The sequence below is a fragment of the Salinicola sp. MH3R3-1 genome, from assembly GCF_001937155.1.
Lineage (GTDB): Bacteria > Pseudomonadota > Gammaproteobacteria > Pseudomonadales > Halomonadaceae > Salinicola > Salinicola halophyticus.
This window is the reverse complement of sequence record NZ_MSDP01000016.1, coordinates 106,221-119,497: the sequence shown is the minus strand read 5'-3', so window position 1 is coordinate 119,497 and position 13,277 is coordinate 106,221. Positions and strand designations below refer to the sequence as shown.

The following is a 13,277-nucleotide window of genomic DNA, read 5'->3' as shown; positions in this document are numbered from 1 at the left end:
TCAAGAGTGCCTTCATCGAGACGATGCTGCTGCTGGTCAGCAGCTTCACGTTCGGCATGGCGTCGCTAACGCTGAAATATCGCACCGACCGCAAGGTGCTGGTGGCCTGGTTGCTGGTAACGCTGCTGCTGGGCCTTGGCTTTCTCGCCCATGAGCTCTACGACTTTCACAAGATGTTCACCGAAGGCGGCGTGCCTAGCCGGAGCGGCTTTCTGTCCGCTTTCTTTGCCCTGGTGCCGCTCCACGGGCTTCACGTGACCGGTGCCTGCATCTGGTTGATCGCCCTGCTCGGCCAGATTGCCGTGCACGGTCTCGATACGCCCACCAAGACCGGGCTGATGCGGCTGGCGATCCTCTGGCACTTCCTGGATGTGGTCTGGATCGGAATCTTCTCGCTGGTCTATCTGGGAGGCATCGTATGAGCCATCGCCAACTTTCCGAGCAGGAAGCCCAGGAGAAATCCAGCGAGTTACGCACCTATCTGTGGGGTTTCGGGCTGGCGCTGGTACTGACGCTGATTCCGTTTGGACTGGCCGCCTACACGCAGACGGCGGCGCGCACGCTCTATATCGTCATCGCCGTCTGCGCCGTGATTCAGGTCGTGGTCCACTTTCGCTTTTTCCTGCACATCACGCTGGCCCGGAACAAGCGCGAGGATCTGCAGCTGATCCTGTTCACCGTGTTGATCCTGACCATCATGGTCGGCGGCACGCTGTGGATCCTTTTCAATCTCTACTACCGGATGATGCCCGCCATGCTGCCCTGATTCGACGAAACGGCTCGCCTGACCTCGACAGCTTTAGGCAAACATCGGACGGAATCGAACCAGCGTCACCTGGCCGGCTCGACCATACTCATTTTCCTGCAGTCTCATCCTTCACGAGTAACGAGGAATGAATCATGCGCTATAACCAGCTGGGCAACACCGGCCTGTTCGTCTCCGAGCTCTGCCTCGGCACCATGACGTTCGGCGGCAACGGCGAGATGTGGAGTCAGATCGGTGACCTGCAGCAGGCGGACGCCGACAAGCTGGTCGGCCGCGCCTTCGACGCCGGGATCAACTTCATCGATACCGCCGACGTCTACTCTCAGGGTCAATCCGAAATCATCACCGGCCAGGCATTGAAAAACCTCGAGATTCCCCGCGACGATGTCGTGGTGGCTACCAAGGTATTCGGGCCAACGGGCGGTGATGGCGCTCACCCGTCCAGCGGCGTCAACAGCCGTGGCGCCTCGCGCTATCACATCATGGAAGGCGTCAAGGCGAGCCTGAAGCGTCTGCAGCTCGACCACATCGATCTCTACCAGATCCACGGCTTCGATCCGGCAACGCCCATCGAGGAGACCGTGCGTGCGTTGCATACGCTGGTCGAACATGGCCACGTTCGCTACGTCGGTGTCTCGAACTGGGCGGCGTGGCAGATCATGAAGGCGCTGGGTATCGCCAAGCACAATGGCTGGCATCGTTTCGAATCGCTGCAGGCGTACTATACCGTCGCCGGCCGCGACCTCGAGCGCGAGATCGTGCCGATGCTGGATAGCGAGAATCTGGGGCTGATGGTCTGGAGCCCGTTGGCGGGCGGTTTGCTCAGCGGCAAGTACACTCGGGACGGCGAGGCCCAGGCCGGCGATCGTCGCGCCACCTTCGACTTCCCGCCGGTGAACCGGGATCGCGGCTTTGACTGCATCGATGTGATGCGCGATATCGCCGATGGCAAGGGCGTTTCCGTCGCCCAGATTGCACTGGCCTGGCTACTGCATCAGAAAGCCGTGACCAGCGTCATCGTCGGCGCCAAGCGACTCGAACAGCTCGACGACAACATCGCTGCAACCGGGGTGCGTCTCGATCAGGAAGAGCTTGCCCGGCTCGACGAGGTCAGCGCCCTGCCGGCGGAATATCCCGGCTGGATGCTGGAGCGCCAGGGCGACTATCGCCGCGAGCAGTTGGCGCAGTCACAGGCTCTGTCCGAGAAACGCTGACCCGATAACGATGAACCGATAACAATGTCTCGATAACGATGTCTCGATAACAATGAACCGACGCCGCGTCTTCCCTTGATTACGGAAGACGCGGAGCTGCCATCTCGACCGTTCGGGGTTGTCGCCAAAATAGCGGCGCTACACAAGCGGTCCCGGTAACGAATGTCAGGGCGACTCCTCCGGATCCTTTGGCTGCAATCCATTGGCTTTCGCGAACGTCAGAGCCACCTGGCGCAGAAGCTTGCGCTGCTCCGCAGGCAGCCCGCGATAGATCCGCAGCATTTCGTCTTCCTCTCCTCCCACGGGTATCACCCAGGTTGCCTGCATCGCGCCGCGAATGTGCGATGACGACTCGCCGTAACGCAGGATCTGAGGTTCGATGCCCAACCAGCCAGCCAATACCAGTAGCTTGTCCTGAGACGGTATCGAGTCACCCCGCAACCACCGGCGCACTCCCTGGAAACTGACCGGCGATCCCCAGTAGCGCAGGTTGAACTCGCGCTCCAATACCGAAGGGCGAGGTTGGTATCCGGCGGCGGTGAGCGCCGCTTGAAGACGCAACGCGAACAAGCTCTTCTCATCCATTGATTTAATTTGAACTATTTGTTCAATTTAAGTTGAACCAAGGTTCAAATTTGTATTGAATTATTAATTCAACTTCCTGCCGGTGGTAGGACCCAATGATGATCGCGGAACGCTAAGTTTACTATAGTAAAAGTTGCTGAAATGCCACACGGATGGGGCTGGGAAGGCTTTCGATGAGGTGCCACACCGTGAATCTGGATTGCTACGAAACATGGCGTCGAGAGGCCATGCATCAAACAAGAAGAATCGACACGCTAACTGAAGAGCGAATTGACCGCATACGCTGGATCGCCAAGCAGCACTATCGGGTAACGGACGCCTGGTTGATGCTGGAAGGAGAGGATCTGCAGTGGTGCAGGACCGACACCGGCTCGGCATCGGTCGCTATTCCGGATGCGCTATCGCTTTGTCATCACACCATTCGCCACGATGCACTCCTCGTCATCGAGGATGCGCTGATGCATCCCGATTACGTCGAACATCCGCTGGTCGTCGGATCGCCCCATCTGCGCTTCTACGCCGGTGTGCCCGTGAGAGACATCGAGGGATTCGGCATCGGCACGCTGTGTCTCATCGATACAGCACCAATTTCGGCATCAGCGCTGAATTTCGAGATGCTTGGCGTTCTTGCCAATCAGGTCGAGGACGAAATCGGCCTTCATCTTTTGACCCGACGCCCTCCAGGTCTGACCCCCGACGATATCGATCCCCTGACCGGACTGCCGAACCGGCGCCTTCTTCAGGTGCTGATGAAGGCCGAACTGGCATTGGCCAGGCAGTGCCGGGGCCATCTTTCCATCTGCCTGATCAATCTGGATGGATTCAAGAGCATCAACGACTCCCACGGCAACAGTGCTGGCGACACGGTGTTGCGGGTCATCGCCGAACGCCTGCGCGATGCCGTGCGCCGGAAGGACCTGGTGGCTCACCTGGGGGGCGACGAATTCGTCGTTATCCTGCGTGACAGGCTCCAACCGGAGGCCTGCCATCGTATCCTGGATCAGATCCGCATCCCGATCCAGATATCGGAGCATGTCCACAGCCTCACGGCCAGCATGGGCGTCACCGGCTATCCCGAGGACGAAGAGGATACGGATGCGCTGCTGCATCATGCCTATCAGGCCATGTACTCTGCCAAGGAAGCCGGCAAGAACGGCTACTGCCGTTTCGATCTCGGGCTCCATCACTCCCGTCGCGAGCGGCTGTCCATCGCCCGTGAAGTGTGGCAGGCGCTCTCACTACAGCAGTTGGAACTCTTCTATCAGCCCAAGATCGACTATCACCATGACACTGTCGCTGGCTTCGAGGGGTTGCTGCGCTGGCGCCTGCCTTCAGGTGAGATCCTGACTCCCGGCTACTTCCTCCCCTCGATCGCGAACACCTGGCTCGACATAGAGGTCGGCAAGTACGTCATCGATGAGGCGCTGAGGGCTCTCGAAGAGATCATGCGGCTCGGCCTGCCCTACTCGATCAGCATCAATGTCAGCCCTTCCAGCTTCCGCGACAGCGGTTTCATCGACCATTTACACCGGGCACTCGCAAACCGTGACCGGGAACTGGTGGGAAGGCTCACCCTTGAGATTCTGGAAAGCATCTCGCCGCAGGAAGACATGGAAGCCATCGTCGTCAACATCCAGGCTTGCCTGCAGCTCGGCCTGCAGCTGTCGCTGGACGATTTCGGTACCGGCCAATCGTCGCTGAGTTATCTGCGCACCTTCCCCACCCAGAAGATCAAGATCGATCGCTCGTTCGTGATCGGCATGCTCGACAACCCCGAGGACGAGGCGATCGTCACGGCGATTATCGATCTATCGAAGACCTTCAATCGTCTCGTCATTGGGGAAGGAGTCGAAAACAGCGCCATCGAGGCACGCCTCAAGAGTCTCGGCTGTGACCTGGGACAAGGGTTCTACTACAGTCCCGCGCTGCCCTTCGAGGAAGCTCTCCAGTGGGCTGACGCCTACCCGAGCTGAAGACACCATCAGTTGCGGCCGGCCACCGCAGGGGCTTTTCATCCGTCGTCGGCCGACCGCTCGAATCGCGTCAGGCGCACGTCGACGGTCACCGTGAGGAAATCCAGCGCTTGCGCTCTGGCTCGACCGTCGGCACTGGCGCGATAGAGATGCGGGGTCATCGCCAGCAGATCGGCGATGGCCTCGGCGTTATCCAGTGTCAGCGAATAGCGGATCGATTCACTCTCGTGCCGAATCAGGCCCTCGGGAGCCGCTTCCGAACGCTCGCGCTCCGCCTTGAGGCTGGGATAGATGACCTCACGCAATTCACGCAGATGATCCGGCCCGACATCGGCCTGCACCAGCATGCCGCCCGGCTTCAGCACGCGCATGAATTCCGGGTAGACCGGAAAGCCGAACAGGCACAGCACGCAATCCAGCGAATTCGACTGCACCGGCAAGTGGGCATTACTCGCCACCACCCAGGTAGCGCCAGCGTCCTCATGCGCATCGTGCTGGAGCACGCGCGCCTGCTTCGCAGCAGACAGTACCGCCCGCTCTTGTTTGGCGGCGCTCTTATCCTGCTTCGCAGCAGACAGCACCGCCCACTTGGAAATATCCAACCCCAGCAGGGACAGTGACGCAGCCCCTGCTCCCGCATCCGATTGCGCCTCCACCAGCTGGCGCAGGTAGTAGCCTTCGCCGCAGCCGGCGTCCAGGCAGTGAAGCGGGCCGGCGGCAGGCCGTCGTGCCAGCACGATACGCGCGACCGCGTCGGCAACGGGCTGGTAATGGCCCGCGTTCAGAAAGCGCTGACGTGCCGCCACCATCGCCTTGCTGTCCCCCGGATCGCGAGAGCGCTTGTGCTGCACCGGCAGCAGATGGGTATAGCCCTGCCGGGCAATGTCATAGCTATGGCCGGCCGCACAGCGCCATGTCTGACCTTCGCGGTGCATCGGATCGCCGTCCAGCGGACAGGCCAGGGCGGAAAAAGGCGAGGAGACCAAGGGGGATAAGGGCAAAGGGGTGAAGGACATAGTGCTACCGCGTGTGCATAAAGACCGTCAGTGTACGCGAAATCCATCGGCACTCGGCCAGCGCCCCGTCGAGCCACCGACTTCGGCTTTCAATTGCGCGCAAGCGTGAATCGCCCCGCCCGAAATCCTGCGAGTTCCGAAGCCGCGTGACCGCTGACCAGCCATTGGCCCAGCGTTTCGCCGATGGCACTGGCGAACTTGAAGCCGTGGCCGGAGAAGCCACCGGCAACGATCAACCCGGGGAGCGGTTCGTCGATCAGAAAGTGTTCGTCCGGAGTGCGAATATATTGGCAGACGGTACCGTGGCGCAGTGCGCCGACGCCAGGCAGATAACGATCGATGACCCGCTGCAGTTCGGCAAGATCCGCGGGGTACTCACCAAACGGCGCCATTGCCTCACCCGGCGCCAGGATCTGGCCGCTGTCGTGGCGGCCGATCTTGAATCCAGCGCCATCGATATCCGGGAAGCCGTAGTAGATACCCAGCTCATCATCGGTAAGGCTGAATCCCGGGAATCGCTCGGGGCTGTAACGTTCATCGGCTTCGAACCAGGCAAACGTTTTGCGCACCCGAGTCAGTGGTAAGTCGACCCCGAGCTCGGCCAGCAGCGGCGCCACGTGCTGCCCCGCGGAGACCAGCAGCCGATCGGCGCTGAATCGCCTGCCGTCGTCACAGCTGACTACATAGCCGCCCTGCTCCCCGCGTTCCAGCCGAATGACTCTGGCACCGGTGGTCAGCGTCACGTTCGCGCTTCGCTCCACGCGTCGGCGCCAGGCGGCGAGAATGCGCTCGACCCTGAGCACGCCGGCAGTGGCTTCGAATGCCCCGGTCGTTCGTTCATCGAGCCGCCACGCCGGCCAGCGCGCCGAGACCGCGCCACCGCCGAGCACCTCCAACGCCAGATCGTACTGACGGGCACTCGCCTCGACCTGGCGAATGAATGGCGCCGCTGCCGGACCCAGGTTGAGCACGCCGGTGGGTAGAAACAGCGACTCGCCCGTCTCCCGCTCGAGCTCGCGCCAGCGCTCCAGCGCGCGTATGGCCAATGGGACGTAGCCGCTGCCCTCGCCGTAAGCCAGCCGGATCAGACGCGTCTCGCCGTGATGGGCGCCCTGATCGTGGGGCGGGCTATGAGCGTCGAGCACCTGCACCGACCCTGCGCCGATGCCGGCCAGATAATCGGCCGCCGCCAGCCCCATGCTGCCGCCGCCGATGATCAGGTAGTTGGTGCGCGCGGTAGAATCCATGGGAGATTTCCTGGAATCGATATCAGGCCGTCGTGGCTTCCGTGGGCTGTGAATCCGCCTGCTTATCCTCGCTGCGGGCGATGATGGCGGTACCGGTCAAATCGCCGGTGACGTTGAGTGCGGTACAGCCCATGCCGACCAGCGCATCGATCGAGGTCAACAGCGCCACGGTCTCGATCGGCAGCCCGACCTGGGCAAAGACCGTCGCGATCATCACGATACCCGCACCGGGCACGCCAGCGGTGCCGATGGAGGTCAATGTGCCGATCAGCACGATCTCGACCATGGTCATGAAATCCAGCGGGATGCCGGCAACGTTGGCGGCAAAAACCGCCGAGATCGCGATCCGGATCGCCGCGCCGTCCATGTTGATCGTCGCGCCCAGCGGCAGACTGAATCCGTACAGACTTTGCGAAATGCCGAGTCGCTGCGCGGCGTTCAACGTCAGTGGCAGCGTGCCGGTGCTGCTCTGGGTGGCGAAAGCCGTGGCCATCGGCGTGCGCGCCTCGCGGAAGAACGCCCCCAGGCGCACGCCGACCGTCTTCATCAACACGCAGTAGAGGATCAGGTGCACCGCCAGCGCGAGATAGAGCACCACCACCATGCTGCCGAGCGAAAGAATCGTGTCCAGCCCCTGCCTGGCCACGGTCCCCGCGACGATCGCGAACACGCCGATCGGCACGTACTGCAGCACGCCGGCCATCACTTTCATGGTGACCGCGTTGAGAGCTTCGATGACTCCGTAGAGCTTCTCGCCCGGCCGGCTATCGAGTTCGTGCCGGCTCTCGTGATGGCGCATCTTCAGCAGCGCGATACCGAACACGAAAGCGGTAAAGATGATACCCAGCAGATTGGGTTCGGCGAGCGCGCCAACGATGTTGTTCGGCACGATGCTCAGCAACACGCTGACGAGCCCCGGATTGTCCGGCACATCGACGCTGGCGCCGTCGTCCAGCGTCATGCCATTGCCCGGGGACAGCAGCGACGCCACCGCCAGCCCGACCACGATCGCCATGGCCGATGTCGCCACGTAATAGACGAACACCTTGCCGCCGATCCGGCCCATACGCCCCAGATCGGCCTGATTGATCCCCACGATCAGCGTGAATAGCACGATCGGCACGATCAGAAACTGCAGGAGTCGCAGCAGCAGATCGCCGAACGGCGCCAGCCTCGCGGCGATCGTTTCCCCACCGATCAGCCCCACCGCCACGCCGAGCACCAGCGCAATGGTCACTCGCAGGATCAGGGAAGTTTCGAGATAACCCCGAAATAACGTTTTCATTGAGATGCCTTATCGAAAGCCGTCGGCGCTATGGAATCGGTTTGTCTTCTCTTGAAGAACCCACACAAAGCCTAACGTAAAAAGCCCGGCAAGATAGCCGGGCTTCGTATGGCGGCAGAATAGAATCAGCCGCCGATCTTGTCCTGCGTTTTCGTCTCGAAATCGCTGGCGTCGTGGCGTTCGTGAAGCTGGGTTTCCGGCTCGCCGAAGGTGCGGTTGACCATGCGGCCGCGCTGCACGGCCGGGCGCGCATCGATCTCCTTGGCCCAGCGCTGGACGTTCTCGTAGCTCTCCACGTCCAGGAACTCCGCGGCATCGTAGAGACGGCCCAGCGCCAACTGGCCGTACCAGGACCAGGTCGCGATGTCGGCGATGGTGTACTCGTCGCCCGCCAGATACCGCGTTTCGGCCAGTCGACGATCGAGCACGTCGAGCTGACGCTTGGCTTCCATGGTGAAACGATCGATCGCGTATCCGATCTTTTCCGGGGCGTATGCGTAGAAGTGGCCGAAGCCGCCACCCAAATAGGGCGCGCTGCCCATCTGCCAGAACAGCCAGTTCATCGTCTCGACACGTTTGGCCGGATCGGTCGGCACAAAGGCACCGAACTTTTCAGCCAGATGAACCAGGATCGAGCCGGATTCGAACACGCGGATCGGCTTGTCGCCGCTGTGGTCCATCAATGCCGGAATCTTGGAGTTCGGGTTGACCTCAACGAAGCCGCTGCCGAACTGATCGCCGTCACCGATCTTGATCAGCCAGGCGTCGTATTCGGCGTTCTTACCCAGTGCCAGCAGCTCCTCGAGCATCACGGTGACCTTGACACCGTTGGGCGTCGCCAGCGAATAGAGCTGGAACGGATGTTCGCCGATCGGCAGTTCCTTATCGTGGGTCGGACCGGCGACCGGACGGTTGATACTGGCGAACTTGCCGCCGCTCTCTTTCGGTTCCCAGACTTTGGGTGGGGTGTAATCGCTCATGACATCTCCTGGATCGGGAGTTGCTGTGACGATGCCCTCGTTGGCGCATCGTCCCTGTGTGGGAGGAAAGATAGCGTGTTAAAGGTTGTCTGGCGAGCCGCGATCGATTTGACCACTACTGGCGACCATCCGATGAGTTCCATAAAATTGGCGACGTGCTGAGTGACAGAGAGTCGACCCGATCATGTAGCCACGCGCCGCGCCACACCATGACGCTGCCGATCGAGCAAGATCCGGATGACGATGAAACCGACCGCCAGCGCCGCGAATAGCCACCCGCTCACCAGTGTCCCCTTCAGCCCCCAGGTGCCAATGAACCAGCCACTGAAAGAGGACGAACAAACCGTTCCCAGATTGGCGGAAGAGACAAACAGGCTGGTGGCAAATTCCGGCGCCTCTTCCGCTGCCGAGGTCAGCCAGACCTGACAGACGACCAGCCCGCTGGTGTGCGCGGCCCCCCAAAGCACGCAAATCGGCAGCATCTCCACGACCGATGACGATCCCAACGTCATCAGCAACAGATAAGCGACCGATAGCGCAACCGGGTAGAGCAGCACGGTCAGCGCACGTCGACTCCCCAACAGACGCCCCGCCAACAGATTGCCGCCCACCCCACCGACACCGAAAACGACCAGCAGAAAACTGATGGTCTGACTCGAGAACTCGGTAATTCTGCCGAGATATTCCGCGGCATAGCTGTAGACCGAGAACATCGCGCCGAAGACTGCGACCGTGGCCGCGATGGAGAGCCAGACCCGGCGTTTGCGTAAAACGGCCAGCGCCCCGGCGCCACTGGTGGATTCCCGGTGTGGTTGCGGCGGCAGCATGAACCACAGCCCGATCGCTGCGGCCAGGTTGACGATGGCGCAGAAGTAAAAAGATGCCTCGTAGGAGATCGTTGCCTCAATCCAGGTCGTCAACGGCACACCGATCACCAGGCCCATGCTGGTGCCCACCAGCGCCATCGAGGTGGCGTGGGTGGCCCGCTCCGGCGGATAGAGGGAAACGGCTGCGGCAAAGGCGGCGGAAAAGAATACCGGGTGCAGCAGCGCCGATGGCACCCGTAGCGCCATCAACACGCCGAAACTCGGTGCCCAGGCCGAGATCAGGCTGCACACGGCGAACCCCAGCAGCGAGCCGGTCAGGATCTTGCGGCGATCGTAACGTGAAAGCCACAACACCATCGCCGGGCCGCACACCGCCACGACCAAGGCGAAGAAACCCACCAGCCACCCGGCCAGAGCGACCGAGACGTCATAGCGTTGGATAATCGGCGGCAGCACACCGACGACACCGAACTCGACGGCGTAAAGCCCGAACAACCCCAGCGCGATGAAAAACAGCGAGCGTCCCGGGTGCATTAGCCACCTTCCGGGCACAGGCTCGATACCGGGGCGAACCACTGGAAAAACCTGACTGTCGTCGGGGTTATTAACATGTCGGCATTCCTGTCGAAGTGAAGGCCGCAGACCCTAACCGTTAGCCGACTTCAGAAAAAGACAGATGGATTTCCGCACACCCCGGACTATTCTGTCCGCAATTCATTTTCATGGCGTTGGCATATCGATGGACAGCATCCACGGCATCACGGTTTTCGTGCAGGTCGCCGAGGCTCGAAGCTTCGCCAAGGCCGGGCGGCAGCTCGGACTTTCGGCGTCGGCGGTTGGCAAGAGCATCGCTCGCCTTGAAGACAGGCTCGGCGGACGTCTGCTTCATCGCAGCACTCGCAGCATGACGCTCACCGCCGAGGGCGTGAGGTTCCTAGAGCGCAGTCGGCGGATCCTGGCCGAGATCGATGCCGCCCAGGCCGAGTTCGATGAGTTGCAACGGGCGCCGCGAGGGCGTCTGCGTCTGAGCTTACCGATCGCCGGTGCGCTGATGCTGCCGGTGTTGAGTGACTTCATGCACCGCTATCCGGAGATCGAGCTGGATCTGGATTTCACCGACCGGGTAGTGGATGTCATCGAGGAAGGATTCGACGCCGTCATCCGGGCGGCCAAACCCGTGGATTCCCGACTGACCGCGAGAAGACTGGGCAGCTTTCGTCTGATGCTGGTCGGCGCTCCCGAGTACTTTCGACGCCACGGCAAACCGGATTCGGCCGCCGCCCTGGCCGACCATCACTGTCTTCATTATCGCTACTCGAGCTCTGGCAGGCTCGAGACGTGGCCATTATTCGAGGCAGACAGCGTTGCGCTGCCGACCTCAATGGTCTGTAACAATCTCGACGCTCATCTTCGCTTTACCCTCGACGGCCACGGCATCGCCTGTCTGCCAGACTTCGCGATTTGCAACGCGCTCGACGATGGCCGCCTGGAAAGCGTACTGACCGATACCGTCAGTCGCGACGGGGCCTTTTATGCTCTGTGGCCATCGAGCAAGCACCCCACACCGAAGACCCGTGCGCTGATCGACCATCTTAGCGAGCAGATGGCAATGCCAAATCATCAGACTCGCGCTTGAGCCGGGCCGAAGGCAGCGCCAGGGCAGCCCCCGCGAAGTCGGCATCATTGACCTAGATTCCCGCCCACCAGTTGTATCCCCTGTCCTCCCAATAGCCGCCCTTGCCACCATGAATGTTCTTGAAGCTGTCGACGAGCTCCACCCGCATCACGTACTTGGCCTGCTTGTAACCCAGCTGGCGCTCCGCTCGCAGACGCAGGGGCGCGCCATTGGCTACCGGCAGCGCGGCATCGTTCAATCCATAGGCGAGTATCGTCTGCGGATGATAGGCCTCGACCATGTCGAGACTCTCGTAGTAGAGGTCGCTACCGCCGTAGGTGTGATCGGCGCAGTGGAAGACCACGAATCTGGCCTGATCCCGCGGACGCACGCGGTCTAGCAGGTCCGTCAGCGGCACGCCGGTCCACTGGCCGATGCAGCTCCAGCCCTCGACGCAGTCATGGCGGGTAATCTGGGTTCGCGACGGCATCGCGCTCAGCTCGGCCAGCGACAACGTCGTGGGCTGCTCGACCAGGCCGTCGATCGTCAATCGCCAGTCGGCGAAATCGTTCTCCACCCAGGCGCGATAATAATCTTCCTGAGGATTGGTGGTGCCGTTGGGACGGAAGACCGGCGCGATCTGGCTCTTGTCGAACTCCTGCGCCAGCGCCTGCCGGGAGGCGATCAGCCGCTGTGCCTTGTAGGTCAGTTGCTCGACGCTACCCAGCGCGCGCTTCACCGACGCGTTGCCGGCTATCCGGTCGCAACCCGCCAGCAGGCTTCCCGCCCCCAACGCCGCCATGCCGGAGAGAAGTCGGCGTCTATTCCGGTTCGGCCCGGACGATTGTGGCTTACTCATGCGAATCCTCCCGATTCACCGGCCCAGCTGGCCTTTCAGTGATGCGATAGCGCCCTGTCACCATCGAGCGCAGGTTGTTGAAGACACCCGAGACCAGCACCAGGGCGATATGCACGAAGAAAAAACCCATCAGCGACAACGCGCAGATGAAATGCAGGGTTCTGGCGCTCTGCCGGCCGCCGAACAGCTCCGTCAGTAACGGCCAGGCCGCATTGATCGAGGGGGACATCGTCAACCCGGTGAGGATCATCATCGGTAACAGCACGAACAGCACCAGAACATAGGTGAGCTTCTGGATGCCGTTGTATTCGGCCTCGTGATGAAAGCGGAACCGCGCGTGATCGACGATCGTCCTGGGTATGGCTCTCAGTTGTCGCCGCGTGGGAAAGATCGAGCCTCGCCGATGACGGCTGATCACGGTGTAAAGCAGGTACGCCACCACCGAAGGGGCAAAGATCCAGCCGGCGAGGAAATGCCAGTTTCTTCCCATCGTCAGCCACTTGTCCCCCGGCAGCGTCGCCCAACGGGGAAAGGCTCGTTGGCGCAGCTGTCCATTGTCATCGGAGAGCCCCAGCACGCCCGTGGTATCGAGCGTGTAGCCGGCGACTCGTACCACGCCCCGTTGTTCACCGTCGTTTCCGGCTTGGGCATGAATCGCGATGAAGGGATCGGAGAAACCGGACTGCTCTCCCCAGTACAGCGCCGGGTGCGCGTTGAATATCTGCAGGCCGCTCATCAGCAGCACGATGAGACAGAGGAAATTGGTCCAGTGCCACAGCCGAGTGCCCAGGCTATGGCGCTTGATCAATCGGGACGATTCCGAGGCTTCCGGCTCGGAGGCCGGCCTGGAACTGGAATCGGCGTTGGGCTTGGGATTGGGATTGGCGACGGGGCCGATACCGGATGGCAT

The 13,277-nt window shown here is 61.5% G+C and carries 13 protein-coding genes; 5 read left to right on the top strand and 8 right to left on the bottom strand.

The features are described 5' to 3' along the window. From BTW08_RS10690 to BTW08_RS10680, 3 genes are all read left to right on the top strand, one after another. A partial coding sequence (locus BTW08_RS10690) for a cytochrome c oxidase subunit 3 (RefSeq protein WP_075562512.1) occupies positions 1-422 on the top strand: 422 nt, incomplete at its 5' end. Then, positions 419-766, top strand: a complete 348-nt coding sequence (gene cyoD / locus BTW08_RS10685; protein WP_075562511.1) for a cytochrome o ubiquinol oxidase subunit IV — start codon at positions 419-421, stop codon at positions 764-766. The genes BTW08_RS10690 and cyoD, both read left to right, overlap by 4 nt. 134 nt (positions 767-900) lie before the next feature. Next, a complete protein-coding gene (locus BTW08_RS10680) occupies positions 901-1,980 on the top strand; it encodes an aldo/keto reductase (protein ID WP_075562510.1) in 1,080 nt (359 codons plus the stop codon). A gap of 165 nt (positions 1,981-2,145) precedes the next feature. Here BTW08_RS10680 and BTW08_RS10675 read toward each other — a convergent pair whose 3' ends face one another. Beyond that, positions 2,146-2,550 carry a transcriptional regulator gene (locus tag BTW08_RS10675; RefSeq protein ID WP_246837706.1) on the bottom strand — a complete coding sequence of 135 codons (405 nt, stop codon included), beginning with the start codon at positions 2,548-2,550 and terminating at the stop codon, positions 2,146-2,148. 242 nt (positions 2,551-2,792) lie between these two features. Between BTW08_RS10675 and BTW08_RS10670 the strand changes: the two genes are divergently transcribed. Next, positions 2,793-4,538: a sensor domain-containing phosphodiesterase gene (locus BTW08_RS10670; RefSeq protein WP_246837705.1), complete on the top strand. Its 1,746-nt coding sequence runs from the start codon at positions 2,793-2,795 to the stop codon at positions 4,536-4,538. 38 nt (positions 4,539-4,576) lie between these two features. Here the strand turns inward: BTW08_RS10670 and BTW08_RS10665 are convergent, their stop codons facing one another. The 5 genes from BTW08_RS10665 to BTW08_RS10645 all read right to left on the bottom strand — a co-directional run bounded on the left by BTW08_RS10665 (position 4,577) and on the right by BTW08_RS10645 (position 10,427). Then, entirely contained in the window at positions 4,577-5,524 is a 948-nt protein-coding gene (locus BTW08_RS10665) for a putative RNA methyltransferase (RefSeq protein WP_139313635.1), read from the bottom strand. A gap of 119 nt (positions 5,525-5,643) precedes the next feature. Then, a complete protein-coding gene (gene solA / locus BTW08_RS10660) occupies positions 5,644-6,801 on the bottom strand; it encodes an N-methyl-L-tryptophan oxidase (protein ID WP_075562506.1) in 1,158 nt (385 codons plus the stop codon). Positions 6,802-6,823: 22 nt separating this feature from the next. Next, a complete protein-coding gene (locus BTW08_RS10655) occupies positions 6,824-8,086 on the bottom strand; it encodes a dicarboxylate/amino acid:cation symporter (RefSeq protein WP_075562505.1) in 1,263 nt (420 codons plus the stop codon). Positions 8,087-8,211: 125 nt separating this feature from the next. Continuing rightward, complete coding sequence (yghU, locus tag BTW08_RS10650; RefSeq protein WP_075562504.1) at positions 8,212-9,066, bottom strand: glutathione-dependent disulfide-bond oxidoreductase; 855 nt, start codon at positions 9,064-9,066, stop codon at positions 8,212-8,214. 182 nt (positions 9,067-9,248) lie between these two features. Continuing rightward, positions 9,249-10,427: an MFS transporter gene (locus BTW08_RS10645; RefSeq protein ID WP_075562503.1), complete on the bottom strand. Its 1,179-nt coding sequence runs from the start codon at positions 10,425-10,427 to the stop codon at positions 9,249-9,251. Positions 10,428-10,632: 205 nt separating this feature from the next. On the opposite strand from BTW08_RS10645, the gene BTW08_RS10640 reads away from it, so the two are divergent. Next, positions 10,633-11,529, top strand: coding sequence for a LysR family transcriptional regulator (locus BTW08_RS10640; protein ID WP_075562502.1), 897 nt, complete (start codon positions 10,633-10,635; stop codon positions 11,527-11,529). A gap of 52 nt (positions 11,530-11,581) precedes the next feature. On the opposite strand, the gene BTW08_RS10635 is transcribed toward BTW08_RS10640, so the two are convergent. Further along, positions 11,582-12,367: a molybdopterin-binding protein gene (locus tag BTW08_RS10635; RefSeq protein ID WP_075562501.1), complete on the bottom strand. Its 786-nt coding sequence runs from the start codon at positions 12,365-12,367 to the stop codon at positions 11,582-11,584. Then, the gene (locus BTW08_RS10630; protein WP_083627818.1) at positions 12,360-13,277 is read right to left on the bottom strand and encodes a cytochrome b/b6 domain-containing protein; all 918 of its coding nucleotides are present in this window, start codon (positions 13,275-13,277) and stop codon (positions 12,360-12,362) included. The genes BTW08_RS10635 and BTW08_RS10630 overlap by 8 nt, the downstream gene beginning before the upstream one ends.

Coding starts and splice junctions, on each gene's coding strand:
- cyoD (WP_075562511.1), top strand. CDS start 419: ATGAGCCATCGCCAACTTTCCGAGCAGGAAGCCCAGGAGAAATCCAGC.
- BTW08_RS10680 (WP_075562510.1), top strand. CDS start 901: ATGCGCTATAACCAGCTGGGCAACACCGGCCTGTTCGTCTCCGAGCTC.
- BTW08_RS10670 (WP_246837705.1), top strand. CDS start 2,793: ATGCATCAAACAAGAAGAATCGACACGCTAACTGAAGAGCGAATTGAC.
- solA (WP_075562506.1), bottom strand. CDS start 6,801: ATGGATTCTACCGCGCGCACCAACTACCTGATCATCGGCGGCGGCAGC.
- BTW08_RS10655 (WP_075562505.1), bottom strand. CDS start 8,086: ATGAAAACGTTATTTCGGGGTTATCTCGAAACTTCCCTGATCCTGCGA.
- yghU (WP_075562504.1), bottom strand. CDS start 9,066: ATGAGCGATTACACCCCACCCAAAGTCTGGGAACCGAAAGAGAGCGGC.
- BTW08_RS10645 (WP_075562503.1), bottom strand. CDS start 10,427: ATGCACCCGGGACGCTCGCTGTTTTTCATCGCGCTGGGGTTGTTCGGG.
- BTW08_RS10640 (WP_075562502.1), top strand. CDS start 10,633: ATGGACAGCATCCACGGCATCACGGTTTTCGTGCAGGTCGCCGAGGCT.
- BTW08_RS10635 (WP_075562501.1), bottom strand. CDS start 12,367: ATGAGTAAGCCACAATCGTCCGGGCCGAACCGGAATAGACGCCGACTT.
- BTW08_RS10630 (WP_083627818.1), bottom strand. CDS start 13,277: ATGCCATCCGGTATCGGCCCCGTCGCCAATCCCAATCCCAAGCCCAAC.